Raw genomic sequence first — 15,644 nt, forward strand, 5'->3', positions numbered from 1 at the left:
TGACGATATTGAATCCCGAATTCGGTCCAGGCAGTAATTATGGACCGTTCTGAACGGCCCAGTGCATGTATTGATAATATCCTAAAAATTGGTCGTGCGAATTTTTTGCCCGGGGTGTTTAATAGCGGGATGAAGCAAATCGTCTCCGTCAGCCGGCGTTCCGACATCCCCGCATTTTACGCGGACTGGTTCATGAACCGGATTCGGGAAGGCTTCGCCTGGGTACCCAACCCCTTCAACCCAGCGCAGATCTCCGCGGTCAGCCTGCATCCTCAAAAGGTCGCCTGCCTGGTGTTCTGGACCAGAGATCCCCGGCCGCTGCTGGCGCACCTGGAAGAGCTCGACCGGCGGGGCCAGCGCTACTATTTTCAGGTCACGCTGACCGGACTTCCGGATTTTCTGGAGCCGGGAGTGCCGCGAAGCGCCGAACTCGTAGCCGCTATTCGCGCCCTCAGCCGCCGCCTGGGGAGCGAGCGGGTGATCTGGCGCTTTGACCCGATCGTGCTTTGGGAAGCCGCATCCGAAGAGCGAAGCATTCAAAGCTTCGCCCGCCTGGCCGGGGCGCTGAGGGGGTATGTGCAGCGGTGCGTCTTCAGCTTCGCCCACTACTACCGGCAGGTCAAAACCCGCCTCGAAAGGGCCCCGGACACAACGAATTTGCGTTTTCTTGATCCGGGGGAGCTGTCGCCGAAGCAGGCCGGACTGCTGAAAGGACGGGTCGGTGCGGCGCTGGCGGATGAGGCGGCCAAGAACGGGATGGAGCTGTTCGCCTGCGCGGAAAAGGTGGATCTGCGCCCCTTCGGCATCCGCTCGGCGCGGTGCATCGACGGGGAGCTGATCCGCCAGTTGTTTGGTCTGGAGCTAGTGCAGCGCAAAGATCCGGGACAGCGCCCGGAGTGCGGGTGTCTGCAGAGTGTCGACATCGGCATCTACGGCAGTTGCCGACACGGTTGTCTGTATTGCTACGCCGCTGTCGACCGGGCCCTGGCGGGCGGCAAGGCGCACGATCCCCGCAGCCCGTTGCTCTTGGGGGAGGCGGAAAGGCGCAGGGATGGCCAGATGAGCCTTTTCTGAAGCATCCCCCCCCCTCCAAGGCTTGCCCAACAGCAAGCCACCAGGAGGCCGGCTCCGCCTCGCGTTGCTCTCCGGATTGGCTGACGGGTACAATAGCAGCAGGAAGAACATCGGCAAAACACACATTTTCTCAAGGAGAGAGTCATGAAAGACGCCGAATTCGAAGTAATGTGCCTCTCCCTGCAAAAAGGCCAAGAGCACTTCGTGGAGAACCTGCAAAACCACCACGCCGGGAAGTTGATCGCCTGCCATGGCAACCAGGTGGAGGTGGATATTTTCGGCAAGCGGGAAACCTGGAGCAGAGGCGAATGCCGGGAGTTCCCAAGGCCCGATTTCGATTATCACGACTGACGTGAGTTTGCCGCCGCAGCCGGGTTCGGGAGCATGGCGCCGAGCGAGGGGCAGGTGGCGTTGCGGCGAGGTGAATCCGCAGTTGGGCGTGCTAAAATTATTTCAGGACGTGGACGGAAGATACCCTTCCCGCGCCCGAAAGGAAAGGGGGCTGATGATGAGAACCCAGGAATACCAAAACATGTGCCAGGCGATCGGCACTGGAAAAGAGAAATTCGTGAAGCACGTCGTCACCCACCAGATCGGCAAGGTCCTGGCCTGCCACGAAGGGGAGTTCGAGGTGGATGTTGCCGGCGAGCACAAGACCTGGATCAAGGAGAACTGCAAAGAGGAGTCCCACTGATCAGGGATACGGCCGAGGGCGCACTTGAGATGAAAGATCCCCGGAAGGGGGTGCTTTGTTGCCGCTGGCTCAAGCTGCGGATCCCGGGGGTTTCAACCGCGACACCAGCACCGGCACCGCGGTTTCGACGCGCAGGATGCGCTCGCCCAGAGAAACCGGGGTGAAGCCGCCGGCCTGCAGCAGTTCGACCTCGTAGGGGATAAAGCCCCCCTCGGGGCCGATGGCCAGGGTCACCGGGCCCGCAACGCCGGGCGGGCAGGGTTGTTCGGCAACCGGGTGAGCGACCAGCGGCAGGGTGTCGCGGATCAGCTGCGGCAGTTCGTCCTCGACAAAGGGCTTGAAGCGCGGCCGCAGATGAACCTGGGGCATGAGGGTGTCGCGGGCTTGCTCCAGGCCGAGCACCAGGTGCTCCCGCAGCTTTTCCGGCTGCAGCAGCGGGCTGCCCCAGAAGCTTTTTTCGACCCGGTAGCTGTTGACCAGGTAGATCTGCTTCACCCCCAGGGAGGTGACGGCCTGCAGCACCCGCTTGAGCATCTTCGGGCGTGGCAGCGCCAGCACCAGGCAAAGCAACAGCGGCCGCGGCGGCTCCTGGTCGAGGCGCACCTCGAGCAGCAGCTGTTCGTCGCTCAGTTCCACCACCCGCCCCTCGCCCATGCGGCCGCCGACCCTGCCCACCCGCAGCAGATCGCCGACCCCGGCGCGGTGCACGGCGCGCACATGCTGCAGCCGCCGGCCGGTCAGCCGCACCCGCTGCTCCGCAACAAAATCCTCGTCAAACAGCAGAATCAGGTTCATCAGCTCGGGCTATTCATGAATAATCCGGGTTAACGGCTCAAGGCCTCTTCGATCTGTTTCGGCAGCTTGGGCCGGCCCCGCTCGTTGAGCGCGGTGCCGATGACCTTGGCCTGCAGGACCAGTTCCTCGTCCGGGTGCCGGTAGATGTCCTGGAAAAAGGCGAAGCGCATTTTCGAGATCCGCTCCAGGCGGGTGGCGACCCGGAAGCGGTCGCCGCTGCGCAGGGGGCGCTTGTAGTCGAGCTCGGCGCGCACCACCACCAGGTTGACCTGCTGCCGGGTCAGTTCGGCGAAATCGAGCCCCAGCTGTTTGATGAACTCGTGGCGGGTGTGTTCGAGATAGTTCTGGTAGACCGCGTTGTTGACCACCCCCTGCATGTCGCATTCGTAGTCGCGGACCTGGAATTCCAGCGTGAAATCGTAGTCGGTCACGGGTTTTTGCCTCCTCGGGTGATGCGGGACGCCCCCAAAATAACGGAAAAGGCCGCGGGGCACAACCGGCATCGGGTTTTCCGGCCCACCGCTTGCATCTTCTTTCTTGGCCCGTAAGTGTCCTTGTGTTGAATCAATGGGAAAACCGCGGCTGGAGGAACCATGAACATCGACGAGTTCTGCCAGAAACTGGAAACGCAGCTGGCGGCCAAACCGGCCGGCGAGGAGCGGCTCAAGGCGGTCGCCCAGGCGCTCAGCCAGGCGTTTCGCGTCACGGTCGACGAGGTTGCGGTCTTTGTGCTCGATGCCGAGACGCAGGTGCTGCGTTTTCGGTGGCCGCTCAAGCTGAAGACCTCCGGGCTGGTCCCCCTCTCCTCCGCCGAGTCCCTGGTGGCGCGCACCGCCCGGGAGAACAAGGCGTTTCTCAACAACCGCTTCGCTTCGGCCGCGCATACCTCGATCTTCGAGCACTTCCGGCTCGGTTCGGAGGAGGGCGGCAGGCCCCTGCCGATCCAGAAGATCATCAGCGCGCCCCTGGCGGCGGACGGCGGGATCCGCGGCGTTGTCCAGGTCTGCCGCAAGGGGGCCGATGCGGCGGCCGCCGGCGGCGATTTCGGCAAGCCCGAGTTGTCCGCCCTGGTCAAGATCGCGCGGGTGGTTGCCCGGCATATCTGACTCTTATCGACAGCCCCGTTTTGCGACGGGGCTTTTTTGCGTGCTTGACATACGCAAAACTTACGCATATAAGTTCAGTGAGGAGTGAGGAGTGAGGAGTGAGGAGTGAGGAGTGAGGAGTGAGGAGTAGCCCGTGAGTCCGTTGACGCCGAAACAGAAGAAGATACTCGATTTCATCGAGGGGCACATCGAGCGGGAGGGGTATCCGCCGTCGCAGCAGGAGATTGCCGCCGCCTTCGGCTTCCGCTCCCTCGGCACGGTGCAGAACTACCTGGTGCGCCTCGAGCGGGAAGGGGCCCTGGCCCGGGACTGGAACGCCCGGCGCGGCATGCGGGTGATGCGCCCGGTGAGCCGGGGGCTTGAGCTGCCGCTGGTCGGCACGGTGGCGGCGGGCCGGCCCATCGAAGCCATCGAAACGCCCGACACCCTGGAAGTCCCCGCCTCCATGGTCGGCCGCGGCGAGAATTTCGTGCTGCGGGTCAAGGGCGACTCGATGATCGGCGACGGCATCCTCGACGGCGACTACGTGGTGGTGCGCAAAACCGCCGCCGCCGACAACGGCCAGACCGTGGTCGCTCTCATCGCCGGCGAGGCGACCGTCAAGCGGCTTTACCGCAAGGGTGAACGAATCGAACTCCACCCTGCCAATCCAACGATGCAGCCGATTGTCGTCGAAGATGAAGAGTCGTTTCGCATCGAGGGAGTTGTGGTGGGGGTCATTCGCCATTGCTTGTAAACCAGTGACGAGTAATGAGTGATAAGTGATGAGTAACATCGGAACTGGCTTTTACTAATTACTGATCACTGATTACTCATTACTTGCCTTATGAACCGCGACATACTTCACTTCACCATCCCCGACTTCCCCATAGCCGTCGCCCGCGTCATCGACGCCACACTGCGCGAGCGCCCGCTGGCGGTGGTGCCGGGCAACTCGGGCCGGGCCCTGCTGCAATCGGTCTCCGCCGAGGCCCGGGCCGAAGGAGTGCGCGAGGGGATGCCGGTCTACCGCGCGCAGCGCTGCTGCCCGGGGTTGCGGCTGCTCACCCCCGACCCGGCGCGAGTGGGCCGGGCGATGCAGGCCCTGGTGGAGCTGACCCGCGGCTACACGCCGCTCTGGGAGCCGGAGCAGGGCGGCCAGCTCTACCTCGATTTGACCGGCTGCGGGCGGCTGTTTGGTCCCGGGCGCGACGTGGCGGCGCGGCTCGAAAAGGAAGTGGCCGCCCGGCTGCGGCTGCACGGCGCGGTGGGGGTGGCCGGCAACAAGCTGGTCTCGCGCATCGCCTCCCATTACCTGCGCCGCCCCGGGGTCTGCGACGTGCTGCGCGGCAGCGAGCGCAGCTTCATCGGGCCGCTGGCGGTTTCGGTGCTGCCGGGCATCGGCGCCACCCGCGAAGAACTGCTGCTGCTCGAGCTAAATCTGCGCCGGGTGGAGGAGCTGGCTGCCCTCTCCCTGCCCCAGCTGCGGCTGGTCTTCGGCGCCTTCGCGCCGCTGGCGCGGCAGCGGGCGCAGGGGGTCGACCCTTCGCCGGTGCAGCCGCCGCGCCGCCGCCCCGAGGTGGCGGAGGAGACATTTCTCGCCGAGGAGGAGAACGACGACGCGGTGCTGCTTGCCGAGCTCTGCCGGCTGGTGGAGGGGTGCGGGCTGCGCCTGCGGCAACTCGGTCGGGGGGCGCGGCAATTGGTCTTCTCCCTGCACTATGCCGATGGGGTCAATGAGCGGCGAACTGCTGCGTTGGCTGCGCCGGAAAACCAGGATCTCGCCTTGCTGGCGGCGGCCGAGGGGCTGTTCTTTCAGGCTTGCCAGCGGCGGGTGCGGGTCAAGGGGATGAAGCTGGTCTGCCGGCAGCTCTCTGAGGCGAGTGCGCAGTTGGAGCTGTTCGGTTGCGGCGGGGCAGCGGCTTCGGCGCAAGATGAGGCCTTGCAGCGGGCGCTTGATGCGCTTCGGGAGCGGCATGGGATGGGGGTGGTGCGGAGGGGGCGGAGCCTTCCTGGGCTGCCGGAAATGGCTGAAAGGCAAAACCTTAGGAGACCGCAGGGGCACGGTCTCTGAAAACCTCAGGACCGCGGGGTCGCGGCCCCGCTCGCCGCCCAAACTTTTGTTCGCCCAAAAGTTTGGATCAAAAGGGCGCCCCCGTTGCCCCCGCCCGCCTGCGGCGGGTTCCCTCCGCTGCGCAGACGTTTCGCGGACGGGCAAAAGGGCAAACACATAGGTTTGCCCCTACAAAAAATTTGCCCGTCTTTTTCGCAAAACGTCCACTTCGCTCCGGCGGGGGCAAAGGGGGATACTTTTACTGACCACTGACCACTGACCACTGACCACTGACCACTGACCACTGACCACTGACCACTGACCACTGACCACTGACCACTGACCACTGACCACTGACCACTGACCACTGACCACTGACCACTGACCACTGACCACTGACCACTGACCACTGACCACTGACCACTGACCACTGACCACTGACCACTGACCACTGACCACTGACCACTGACCACTGACCACTGACCACCATGCCCTTCACCCATCTCCACACCCATTCCACTTTCTCCCCCGGCTGGGGAGTGCGTACGCCGGCGGAGCTGTGTGCGCGGGCGCGGGGGTTGGGGATGACGCACCTGGCGTTGACCGACCGCAACGGGCTTTACGGCATTCCGCTGTTTCTGGAGGCGGCGGCGGAGCACGGCATCCGGCCGCTGATCGGCGCCGAGGCGGTGACGGCGCGGCACCGGGCGGTGCTGCTGGCGCGGGATGCCGAGGGGTACGCCAATCTCTGCCGGTTGCTCTCCGAGTTGCACTGTCGCGAGGGCTTCGAGCTGCCTGCCGGCCTGCGCCGCTTCCGCGGCGGGCTGGTGGTGCTCAGCGACGATGCGGAGCTGCTCGGCGCGCTGTGCCGCGACGAGCGCGAGGGGCTCTACGCCGAGCTGTCGCCGGGGCATAATCTGCACCGCGCCCTGGCCTGCGCGCGGCAGCTGCGGCTGCCGCCGGTGGCGACCAGCCGGGCGACCCTGCTCGAGCCGGACGATCTGGAACTGCACCGGGTACTGCGGGCCATCCAGCTCAACACCAAGCTTTGCCGGCTGGAGGCCGAGGCGGTCGCCCGCCCCTGGGACCTGCTGCTTGCCGAGTCCGAACTGGCCGACCACTTTCCCCACTGCCCCGAGGCGCTGGAGAACACCGCGCACATCGCCGAGCTCTGCCAGAGCGACTGGGACTTTTCCGCCACCATCTTCCCCGCTTTCCGCGGCCTCGGCGAGGCCGAGGCCTTCGCCGCGTTGGAGCGGCGCGCCCGCGCCGGGGCGCTGCGGCGCTACGGGGGCATCGACGGGCGGGTCGAGGCGCGGCTGGGCAAGGAGCTCGGCATCATCCGCACCAAGGGCTTCGCCCACTACTTTCTGGTGGTGGAGGAGCTCGCCGCCCAGTCGCCGCGCACCTGCGGCCGGGGCAGCGCGGCGGCCTCGCTGGTCGCCTACTGCCTGGGGATCACCCACGTCGACCCGATCCGCCACAACCTCTTCTTCGAGCGTTTCCTCAACCCCGGGCGCATCGACCCGCCGGACATCGACATCGACTTCCCCTGGGACGAGCGCGACGCCGTGCTCGACTTCGCCTTCGCCCGCTACGGCAGTCGCCGCGCCGCCATGGTCGCCAACCAGATCGGCTTCAAGGGGCGCGCGGCGCTGCGCGAGGTGGCCAAGGTCTACGGCATGCCCGAAGGGGAGATCAAGACGATGACCTCGCGCATCTCCGGCTACTGGAAAGCCGAGCAGAGCGCCCGGGCGGTGGAGGAGCATCCGCTTTTCGAGGGGGAGGCGCTCAGCGAGGACTGGCGCAGCATCCTCGCCGTCGCCCGGCGCCTCTCCGGGCACCTCCGCCATCTCTCGCTGCACTGCGGCGGGCTGGTGGTGGTCCCCGACGAGATCCGCCGCTACGTCCCCGTCGAGGTCGCCGCCAAAGGGCTGCCGGTCATCCAGTGGGAGAAGGACCAGGCAGAAAGCGCCGGACTGGTGAAGATCGACATCCTCGGCAACCGCTCGCTGGCGGTGATCCGCGACGCTCTCGCCGCCATTCAGGCCAACACGGGGCGGGAGATCGACTACGCCAGCTGGGATCCCCTCGCCGACGAGGCGACCAAGGCGCTTTTGCGCTCGGGGCGGACCATGGGTTGCTTCTACATCGAGTCGCCGGCCACCCGGCAGCTGCTGCAGAAGATGTGGGGCGATCCGCCCGACCCGCGCACCCTGCATTGCGACGTCTTCGAGCACCTGGTGATGGCCTCGTCCATCATTCGGCCGGCGGCCAACAACTTCATCCGCGAGTTCGTCGCCCGCATGCGCGGCAAGCCCTGGCAGGCCCTGCACCCGCGGCTCGACGCGGTGCTCGCCGAGACCTACGGCATCGCCGTCTACCAGGAGCAGATCACCCAGATGGCCATGGCGCTGGCGGGATTTTCCGCCTTCGACGGCGACCAGCTGCGCAAGATCATCAGCAAGAAACACAAGGGGAAGAAGCTCGAGGACTACCGGCGGATGTTCTTCGCCGGCGCCGCCGAGAACGGCATCGGCGAAGAGATCGTCGCCAAGGCCTGGGCGCAGATCCTCTCCTTCGGCGGTTACTCCTTCTGCAAGCCCCACTCGGCCTCCTACGCCCTGGTCAGCTGCAAGTCGGCCTGGCTGCGCAGCCACTACCCCGCCGAATTCATCGCCGCGGTCATCTCCAACCAGGGGGGCTTCTACTCGCCGCTGGCCTACCTCTCCGAGGCGCGGCGCATGGGTCTGCAGGTGCTGGCGCCCGACATCAACGCCAGCGAGCGCGCCTACAGCGGCCGCGAGCGGGAGGTGCGGGTCGGGCTGATGCAGCTGCAGGGGCTCACCCGCAAGGGGCTCGACGAGCTGCTGCGCGAACGACAGCGAGGCGGCCCTTACCGGGATTTCCAGGAGTTTCTGCGCCGCACCCGCCTCGATCCGGCCGACATCCGCCTGCTGATCAAGGCCGGCTGCTTCGACGCCCTGGAGGGGAAGCAGAAACGCCCGCGGCTGCTTTGGGAGCTGCTCAGCCGCGAGGCTCCCGCCGCGCAGGCGACCGGTTCGCTGTTCGAGGCGGCGCGCCCGGCGCTCCCCTCCCCGCCCGGCTACGACGACGCCACCGTGCTGCGCCAGGAGCTGGAGACCCTCGGCATGCTGGTCTCCTGCCACCCGCTGGTCCCCTACCGGCGGCAGCTGGGCGCCTTGCGGCGCATCGAGGCGGCGCAACTCGGCAACTGGGTCGGGCGCTACGTCACCCTGGTCGGCTGGTGGGTGACGGGCAAGGTGGTGCAGACCCACCGCGGCGAGCCGATGGAGTTCATCAGCTTCGAGGACACCAGCGCCAGCTTCGACACCACCTTCTTCCCCCGCGCCTACACCCGCTTCTGCCGCAAGCTCTCGCGGGCCCGGCCCTATGTACTCAAGGGAAAGGTGGACGAGGAGTTCGGCGTGGCGACCCTCAACGTGGAGTGGGTGGGGTTTCTGGACGAGGAGTGAAAAAAGCCCCCTCGATGGCGAGGGGGCTTTTGAGTCTGTGACCTGAGCAGGCTAGTCAGCGACGAAGGAGCCGTCGGGCAAGTAGTCGACCACGCAGTCGAGGTACTGCAGGCGCTTTTTGTTGGGGTAGTCCGATTCGCCGAGGATGGCGTAGTAGGCGCTGGCGCTGCGGGCTCCGGTGGAGCAGACCAAGACCACCCGTTTGTCGGTGGCCAGTTGGGCCACGGCCTCCCTGGTTTTGAAGATGAAATCCTCGTCGTAGATATTGATCGACCCGGGGATGTGTCCTTCACCGAACTCCTTGGGGGCGCGCACGTCGATGACCTGGATCTTGCCCTTCTGCAGCAACTGCTTGAATTCGGCGGCGGCGATAGCCTCGGGCAGTGCCCCTTCTTCCTTGGGCGCCGCCTTGGTGACCGCACCGCTCGGCTCATCCCCCCACAGGGGCAAACCGGCTTCCTGCCAGGCCGGTTCGCCGGCGGCGAAGACCGAAACATTCTTATAGCCAAGCTCCAGGGCAAGTTTCGCCGATTCGTGGCTCAATTCGCACTTGTAGCCGCCGCAGTAGAAAATGACCGGAAGGTCTTTATCCGTGGGGAGCAGGCCTTTCTTCAAATCGAATTCGGCTTTGGGGATGGAGACGGCGCCGGGGATGAAGGCCTTGTTGTATTTGACCGCGGGGCGCGAATCGACCAGCAGGAAGGGCTTGTCGCTCCCCTGGGTGACCAGTTTCTCCACGTAAGGCAGTTCGGTGACGGCGTAGTTGCCGGCTTCGGTCCAGCCCGGCATCCCCTCGTACCAGACCTTGAGGTTGCTGAAACCGTTCTGCCTGGCGATTTCCGCCGATTCGGGGCTGAGCGCGCAGTGCAGGCCACCGCAGTAGAAGATGATGGTCTCGTCTTTGGGCAGTTTGTCGAGGTTCTGCGACAACAGCGGTTTGGGGATGCTGACGGCGTGGGGGACGTGGCCTTCCTGGTACTTGACCTCCGGACGGGCATCGACCAGAAAGAAGTGGCCCAATTCCGGCCCGAGGGCGACCAAATGCATTACCTCTGCCGTGGTGATGCGCAAGGCGGGGTCCTGCTCCACGGCCTTTTCGATTTTTCCCGGGGCCTGGGCCGTGGCCTGCCCGGCAGGATCTGCCGGTGGCTGGGGTTGAACGGCCGCGCTGCAGCCAGCGGCCAAAAGAGCCAAGAGAAACATGGCTTTCTGCAAAGCAAAACGTCCGATCATGTCGCGCGCCTCCTGGGTTCAGGGTTCAGGGCGTCCCTCCTCAAGCTTCCAAAAGCTAATCGGCAGGTACAGTACAAAACCACATAACAAACCGGGGAAAGACAAGTCGGATTCTACGTGAGAAGTGACTTAATGTAAATCGGTTTGGATTGCAGAAACCGAAAAAAATTCCGAAGGGCAGGCAAAAAACAGCCCGACATAAGCCGGGCTGTTTTTCGAAGCTTTTGACCGGGGATCGAAGCGGTCAATTCAACTCGTAGCCGATCAGGACCGAACGGCCCTTGGAGGAAATCCCTTCCCGAGAGAAGACCACACCGGTCAGGACCTCAAGTTTGCCGTCGTTGTCGTAGTCGGCGAGCCGGAAGTCGGCCATGTAGCCTTCCTGGGGCTGGGTGTGCCAGGCCTCGCGCAGGGTGTGGCCGTCCCAGGCCATGGCCACCAGGCGGCTTTTCTTGTATTGGCGGCTCTGGCCGAAGAGGCGCGATCCCTCGTTGGCCGGAACCAGGATCTCGCCTTGGGGGCCGGGTTCGATGCGCACCTGGGGGAACACGTTGCGGGTGTTGATCAGGGTTTCGGAGCGCAGCGTGGGATCAGGTCGCTCGATGAAGGCCTCGCTTCCGCCGAAGCGCTCTTCACCCTCCCAGAGAAGGTCCCCGACGGTGGTGAGAACCTGCAGCCGGTCGCGCTCGGTGAGATGAGCCAGGATCTTCTTGCCCCCTGCCGGTGGCATGGGGAGGAACCCGAACAGGTTGGCTTTGGAAGGCAGGTCGACGGCTGCGCCCTCGCCCGGTTCCCCGCCGGCGTTCACCACGCGGAAGACGGAGCCGTAAAAGTCGTTCTTCCCCGGGCCCATTCGCTGGCCGAGCAACACCCGCCCTTCGCCGGGAAGGGTGACGGCCCTGAAGTACATGGAAATGCCGCTCTTCGCCACCCGGTAGGCCCCACCCTGGTGGCCGACGACCAGAGAGGCCAGATTTCCCCCTCCGCTGGCGGTGACATACAGTTCGCTGCGGCCGTCCTGGTCCAGGTCGACTCCGTCAAGGGAGATGGCCTTCTGGGCGAAACCCAGATCCACCTGGGCAATGCTCTGATACTGGCCGCCGCTGTTTCGCCCGATTTCGATCCGGTGGGGGAAGGCGGTGGCGATTTCCAGTTGGCCGTCGCCATCGAGGTCGGCAGCTTCCACGCCGACGACCTGGTCCGTGAATTCGGGACCGTACCAGAGCCCCTCGGGAGCCTCGGCCTTCTGCCGGACGATGGCGCCTGCGGCTGGAGCGGCGGAGATGGCGGGTGCCGGGGCCGGACGGACGATGGCGCCGGGCTGGAGTGCGGAAACCGGGCCGGGGCCGGCCGCAGGCGCGGCGGATGGGGCCTGAACCGTCGGCTGCGGGGCAGTCTGGGGAGCCGCTGTTGCCACGAGCGAACTCGGTGCCGGATAGGCCTGCAGCACCTGGAATCCGGGCCCGCGAACGCTAAGCTCGTTGTATTGCAGGACGAAAATCAGCAGTGGGCCTCCCTGCGCTGGGGCGCTCGGGGTCTGCGGGCGGTTAAGCTGGGCGGAGCTGTAGTCCTGCCAGTCGAGGGTCGGCAGGGCGGCCTTCAGATCGGCAAAGAAGGCCTCTCCTTTCCCGGTGTAGTCCCAGAAGGTGGCGGAGATGTTTTCGAAGCGCCGGACGGCGTCGCCGCGTTCGATGCTGGTGGCCTCGGTGATTGCCCTGGCATAGGAGTATCCCGACTTGATGCGGGTGACCTGGAGGATCCCCTTGACCTCGTCGAGGGTGCCGAGCATCTCGCCGGTGATGGGGTGCACTACCTTGTCCCCGGGGCGAACCACCGCGATCAGGTCGCCGGTGCGCAGGCCCTTGGAGGCGTCCAGGTCGATGAGGTATCCCTCCTGCTGTACCGGCATGACTATCACGCCGGCTACGGGCTTAAAGTCCCGTGCCACGTCCTCGGCAACCCCGGCATGGGCGGCCAGGGGGAGGAAAACCATGCTCAGGGCAAGGACCAACCGTCTGCAAAAACCGAAAAACTTCACAGGCCAAACCTCCTGGCAAAAGGAGCGGATAAGGGTTGGGTTGCGGGAACAACCCCGTTAAGGAAAAAAAAGAGGCCGGGCACAGGGCCCGGCCATGAAATTAGCATAATCAGCTTGGTTCGGCAATCTTAGAACTTGTAGGTCAGAGCGGTACCGACCTTCCAAGCGTCGTCTTCCGAAGCAGCATCCGCAGCAGCGATAGCAGCGGCGAGGTTGCTGCCGTCGGCCAGCAGGGTGGCGTCGAAGGCTTTGGCCTGAGCGAACTCCTCGTCAACGAAGAGGTAGCCGCCGCCCAGGGTCAGGGACAGGCCCTTCATGAAGTTCCAGTTGTAGTAGGCGTCGACCTCGTGGCCGAAGGTGATGGTGTCAGGCACCCGGAAAGCACCGTCCTCGGCGGACTCGGCATAGATGTAGGCGAAATCCATGCTGTGCTTGTCGTTGAACTTGAGGCCGGCGGTGAGTTTGCCGTAGAGCCAGTTCATGGCGGTGTCGCTGACAGCCTGGGCGCCGATGGTGCCGCGGCCGTCGAACTTGCCGCCGGTCAGGACTTCGGCGAAGTTGTTGTAGTTGCTGACGTCGACGAACTGGCCGTCGGCGGAGTCGCTGTCGCCCATGTAGCCGATTTCGGCACCGAAGGTGGCCATCCCGGCCGCCAGGCTGGCGTTGGCGAAGCCGACGTAACCATTCCCATCAGTGTTGCCGTCTTTCCAGTCGTTGGCGATCAGGGTAACGCCCAGACCCACGGGGCCTGCTTTGCCGTCGACACTGAAGCCGACGTAGCCGACGCGGTCGGAGTCCTGGCGGTCCCAGTAGCCGATGAAGGGAACGACCGACCAGCCGCCAGCAGCGAAGTCCATCTGAACGCTGTAGTAGTCGCCGTCGGCGCTGTCGTCGAACTTGTCGCCTTCTTCGGTCTTCAGCCAGTACAGGGCCAGGTTGCCGTTGACGCCGGGGAGGGCCTTGATGACCTTGAGGCCGGCGCCGTCGTCGCCGATGATGTAGCCACGGCCCTGATCCCAGCCCTGGGTACCGGCGATGAACTTGGTGTCGAGTTCGGGAACATTGAAGTCGAGGTAGACATGCTTGATCTCGATGGCGCCGGTAGCGTCGGCCCCGACCGCACCGACGTCGCCGCCGGAGCGCTTACCGAAGGGGCTTCTACCCCAGACGTTGTCGACCTCGATGGCGAAAACGGCTTTCACGTTTTCGGTGAGGGCGGCGTTGGTCCAGAGGCGGAAACGCTGGTCGACGCCGCGGGCGTTGTCGTCCGTCACGTCAGTAGCATCCAGATTGTCGTAGGCAATGCCGCGGGCCTGGAAGAAGCCCTTGAAGTCGGCGTCGATGGCGAGCGCCGGGGTCGCCATTGCGGCGGTAGCCAGCAACGCAACCAGAATCTTGGTAAATTTACTCACTTTTGCCTCCTGAATGAAAAATAAAGATGTGTTTCTCTGCTGCGGCTTGGTCCCTGCCGCCGAGGGCGTCAACTTGCGTGATTAGTTGCCCGGAGTAGCGGGAACTTCGAACTCGTACCCGCAGGCGGGGCACTTCACGCGAGCTTTGTCACCACCTTTCGTGGTGGCGCAGGCCGACAGGGAAAGAGCCAGCATGGAAACCAGAACCAGAGTGATCAGCTTTTTCATCCTTTCACCTCCTTCCATTCAAAAAATGAGTCGGAACAAGTGGCCTTAGAGCAAGACCGATTACCTGACATCATGTAACAGACAGCCAACTGCGCTGTTTTTCTGTCTACAACAACAGTGCCGACTTTTAAAAATTCGGGCAAAAAAAAATCTCGAAGCTAACCTGTTGAAATCACATGGAATTGAAAAATGTATCGCAAATACCGAATATTTTAATGAATCCGTAAGCCTGTGGACTCTTTGCCACAGTGTAGCCTTTGCGCAACGCTAAAACAGCCACTCACTCTATGAACAACCGCCAATAAAATTGCAGTCCGTTTACCAATTGTCAACAAAAAAGCGGGTCCGTCAGTTGCTGCCTGCCGCAAGTTTCTCGATGCGCCGGGTAAGGTCGTAGGCGGTGATCAGGCTGCCGTCGCGTTGGATCTTGAAATCCTGGTCGATGAGCAGCACCCTGGGGATCAGGTACACGTTGTAGGCTTTGCGGGCAGGCCCGTTATCGATGAGTTTGACGATGGGCACCGTGGATTCCTGCCCCTTGAAGTACTCACGGATCATTTCCTCGGAGTCCTGGAGGAAAACTTCGACGACGGCGACATTGTTCTTTTCCAGGTCGTCCGCTGCCTGGCGGAACTCATTCGACTGCTGCTTGCAGGTCGGGCACCAGGTGGTGGCCAGTTTGAGCAGGATGATCTGGCCCTTGAAGTCAGAGAGCCTGACCTTCTTTCCTTCGAGCGAAGGCAGTTCGAAATCGGGAGCGGCGGTGCCTTTTTCCAGGGCGAGGGACAGCGGGGGCAGGGCGAGTATCGAGAGGAGGGTGAGGAGGGCGAGCGCGGTTTTTTTCATCTTGATTCCTCCGTGGTCAAGCAGAACTGGAAAGTCTATCGAATCCAGTCTAGCAATCCCCCCTGCCAAGTCAAGCCCGCCAGACATCACCCTGTTTTATTTTTGAGTGATCTCAGTATATTTTTTCCTGACAGGCTGTCAAGGCAAAAAAATAATGAAAGATTTAATTGTCTGAAAACAAATATGAAAGCTCCAAGCAGCAGACAAACAAACAGCGTTTTGCAGCTAGTGGTCTGCAGCTTGGCACAGCTCGGTAAGAACCCCGCCGGTTGCCTTGGGGTGGAGAAAGGCAATCAGGCTGTTGTGGGCGCCGCGCCGGGGTTTTTCATCGATCAGGCGCACGCCATCGGCTTTGAGCTGCTCCAGGGCCCGTTCGAGATCCTCGACCTGGTAGGCGAGGTGATGAATGCCCTCGCCATTTTTTTCCAGAAATTTGGCCACCGGAGAATCTGCTGAAGTGGGTTCGAGCAATTCGATGCGGGATTCGCCGATGGCGAGGAAGGCCACACGGACTTTCTGTTCGGCGACTTCTTCGGTTCCCTCGAAAGTCATGCCGAAAACGTCCCGGTAGAGGGGGAGAGCAGTCTCGAGACTTTTTACCGCGATACCGATGTGATTGATTTTTCTGGTCATGGTGTCCCCTTTTTGTAAGCAAACGGTTAGGTTGGGATTAAAATTTCCAGGCCCCA

16 protein-coding genes are annotated in these 15,644 nt (G+C 63.5%); 7 read left to right on the forward strand and 9 right to left on the reverse strand.

Going from position 1 to position 15,644, the window contains the following annotated elements; genetic code table 11:
* Window positions 1-129: 129 nt before the first annotated feature.
* From DESUT3_RS00530 to DESUT3_RS00540, 3 genes are all read left to right on the forward strand, one after another.
* Window positions 130-1,074: a DUF1848 domain-containing protein gene (locus tag DESUT3_RS00530; protein WP_221250519.1), complete on the forward strand. Its 945-nt coding sequence runs from the start codon at window positions 130-132 to the stop codon at window positions 1,072-1,074.
* A 144-nt stretch (window positions 1,075-1,218) separates the two neighbouring features.
* A complete protein-coding gene (locus DESUT3_RS00535; protein WP_221250520.1) occupies window positions 1,219-1,425 on the forward strand; it encodes a hypothetical protein in 207 nt (68 codons plus the stop codon).
* Window positions 1,426-1,579: 154 nt separating this feature from the next.
* Complete coding sequence (locus DESUT3_RS00540; RefSeq protein WP_221250521.1) at window positions 1,580-1,768, forward strand: hypothetical protein; 189 nt, start codon at window positions 1,580-1,582, stop codon at window positions 1,766-1,768.
* Window positions 1,769-1,837: 69 nt separating this feature from the next.
* Here the strand turns inward: DESUT3_RS00540 and DESUT3_RS00545 are convergent, their stop codons facing one another.
* A complete protein-coding gene (locus tag DESUT3_RS00545) occupies window positions 1,838-2,563 on the reverse strand; it encodes a 16S rRNA (uracil(1498)-N(3))-methyltransferase (protein ID WP_221250522.1) in 726 nt (241 codons plus the stop codon).
* 29 nt (window positions 2,564-2,592) lie between these two features.
* The gene (locus tag DESUT3_RS00550; RefSeq protein ID WP_225911583.1) at window positions 2,593-2,994 is read right to left on the reverse strand and encodes an acyl-CoA thioesterase; all 402 of its coding nucleotides are present in this window, start codon (window positions 2,992-2,994) and stop codon (window positions 2,593-2,595) included.
* A gap of 162 nt (window positions 2,995-3,156) precedes the next feature.
* Here DESUT3_RS00550 and DESUT3_RS00555 point away from each other — a divergent pair, with 162 nt between their 5' ends.
* The 3 genes from DESUT3_RS00555 to DESUT3_RS00565 all read left to right on the forward strand — a co-directional run bounded on the left by DESUT3_RS00555 (window position 3,157) and on the right by DESUT3_RS00565 (window position 5,722).
* On the forward strand, window positions 3,157-3,669 hold the full coding sequence (locus tag DESUT3_RS00555) for a hypothetical protein (RefSeq protein WP_221250524.1): 513 nt from the start codon (window positions 3,157-3,159) through the stop codon (window positions 3,667-3,669).
* A 133-nt stretch (window positions 3,670-3,802) separates the two neighbouring features.
* A complete protein-coding gene (gene lexA, locus DESUT3_RS00560; protein ID WP_221250525.1) occupies window positions 3,803-4,405 on the forward strand; it encodes a transcriptional repressor LexA in 603 nt (200 codons plus the stop codon).
* A 90-nt stretch (window positions 4,406-4,495) separates the two neighbouring features.
* Window positions 4,496-5,722: a DNA polymerase Y family protein gene (locus DESUT3_RS00565; protein ID WP_221250526.1), complete on the forward strand. Its 1,227-nt coding sequence runs from the start codon at window positions 4,496-4,498 to the stop codon at window positions 5,720-5,722.
* Window positions 5,723-5,727: 5 nt separating this feature from the next.
* Here DESUT3_RS00565 and DESUT3_RS21270 read toward each other — a convergent pair whose 3' ends face one another.
* On the reverse strand, window positions 5,728-6,216 hold the full coding sequence (locus DESUT3_RS21270) for a hypothetical protein (protein ID WP_404827023.1): 489 nt from the start codon (window positions 6,214-6,216) through the stop codon (window positions 5,728-5,730).
* Here DESUT3_RS21270 and DESUT3_RS00570 point away from each other — a divergent pair.
* A complete protein-coding gene (locus DESUT3_RS00570; RefSeq protein WP_221250527.1) occupies window positions 6,190-9,198 on the forward strand; it encodes a DNA polymerase III subunit alpha in 3,009 nt (1,002 codons plus the stop codon). The two genes, DESUT3_RS21270 and DESUT3_RS00570, sit on opposite strands and share 27 nt — an antisense overlap.
* 51 nt (window positions 9,199-9,249) lie before the next feature.
* Here DESUT3_RS00570 and DESUT3_RS00575 read toward each other — a convergent pair whose 3' ends face one another.
* The 6 genes from DESUT3_RS00575 to mce form a co-directional block, all read right to left on the reverse strand.
* Complete coding sequence (locus tag DESUT3_RS00575; RefSeq protein ID WP_221250528.1) at window positions 9,250-10,431, reverse strand: rhodanese-like domain-containing protein; 1,182 nt, start codon at window positions 10,429-10,431, stop codon at window positions 9,250-9,252.
* Window positions 10,432-10,675: 244 nt separating this feature from the next.
* Window positions 10,676-12,469 carry an FG-GAP repeat domain-containing protein gene (locus DESUT3_RS00580; protein ID WP_221250529.1) on the reverse strand — a complete coding sequence of 598 codons (1,794 nt, stop codon included), beginning with the start codon at window positions 12,467-12,469 and terminating at the stop codon, window positions 10,676-10,678.
* Window positions 12,470-12,597: 128 nt separating this feature from the next.
* A complete protein-coding gene (locus DESUT3_RS00585; RefSeq protein ID WP_221250530.1) occupies window positions 12,598-13,881 on the reverse strand; it encodes an alginate export family protein in 1,284 nt (427 codons plus the stop codon).
* An 81-nt stretch (window positions 13,882-13,962) separates the two neighbouring features.
* Window positions 13,963-14,109 (reverse strand): YgdI/YgdR family lipoprotein, encoded by a 147-nt coding sequence (locus tag DESUT3_RS00590; protein ID WP_221250531.1) that lies wholly within the window; start codon window positions 14,107-14,109, stop codon window positions 13,963-13,965.
* Window positions 14,110-14,457: 348 nt separating this feature from the next.
* On the reverse strand, window positions 14,458-14,955 hold the full coding sequence (locus tag DESUT3_RS00595) for a peroxiredoxin family protein (RefSeq protein ID WP_221250532.1): 498 nt from the start codon (window positions 14,953-14,955) through the stop codon (window positions 14,458-14,460).
* Between the two features lie 225 nt (window positions 14,956-15,180).
* Complete coding sequence (mce, locus tag DESUT3_RS00600) at window positions 15,181-15,588, reverse strand: methylmalonyl-CoA epimerase (RefSeq protein WP_221250533.1); 408 nt, start codon at window positions 15,586-15,588, stop codon at window positions 15,181-15,183.
* Window positions 15,589-15,644: the final 56 nt, after the last annotated feature.

The organism is Desulfuromonas versatilis, assembly GCF_019704135.1.
GTDB classification, from domain to species: Bacteria; Desulfobacterota; Desulfuromonadia; order Desulfuromonadales; family NIT-T3; genus Desulfuromonas_A; species Desulfuromonas_A versatilis.

What these genes read in the sequence shown, in the direction of transcription:
- DESUT3_RS00530 (WP_221250519.1), top strand. Translation starts at nt 130, where the DNA reads ATGAAGCAAATCGTCTCCGTCAGCCGGCGTTCCGACATCCCCGCATTT.
- DESUT3_RS00535 (WP_221250520.1), top strand. Translation starts at nt 1,219, where the DNA reads ATGAAAGACGCCGAATTCGAAGTAATGTGCCTCTCCCTGCAAAAAGGC.
- DESUT3_RS00540 (WP_221250521.1), top strand. Translation starts at nt 1,580, where the DNA reads ATGATGAGAACCCAGGAATACCAAAACATGTGCCAGGCGATCGGCACT.
- DESUT3_RS00545 (WP_221250522.1), bottom strand. Translation starts at nt 2,563, where the DNA reads ATGAACCTGATTCTGCTGTTTGACGAGGATTTTGTTGCGGAGCAGCGG.
- DESUT3_RS00555 (WP_221250524.1), top strand. Translation starts at nt 3,157, where the DNA reads ATGAACATCGACGAGTTCTGCCAGAAACTGGAAACGCAGCTGGCGGCC.
- DESUT3_RS00565 (WP_221250526.1), top strand. Translation starts at nt 4,496, where the DNA reads ATGAACCGCGACATACTTCACTTCACCATCCCCGACTTCCCCATAGCC.
- DESUT3_RS00570 (WP_221250527.1), top strand. Translation starts at nt 6,190, where the DNA reads ATGCCCTTCACCCATCTCCACACCCATTCCACTTTCTCCCCCGGCTGG.
- DESUT3_RS21270 (WP_404827023.1), bottom strand. Translation starts at nt 6,216, where the DNA reads ATGGGTGTGGAGATGGGTGAAGGGCATGGTGGTCAGTGGTCAGTGGTC.
- DESUT3_RS00575 (WP_221250528.1), bottom strand. Translation starts at nt 10,431, where the DNA reads ATGATCGGACGTTTTGCTTTGCAGAAAGCCATGTTTCTCTTGGCTCTT.
- DESUT3_RS00590 (WP_221250531.1), bottom strand. Translation starts at nt 14,109, where the DNA reads ATGAAAAAGCTGATCACTCTGGTTCTGGTTTCCATGCTGGCTCTTTCC.
- DESUT3_RS00595 (WP_221250532.1), bottom strand. Translation starts at nt 14,955, where the DNA reads ATGAAAAAAACCGCGCTCGCCCTCCTCACCCTCCTCTCGATACTCGCC.
- mce (WP_221250533.1), bottom strand. Translation starts at nt 15,588, where the DNA reads ATGACCAGAAAAATCAATCACATCGGTATCGCGGTAAAAAGTCTCGAG.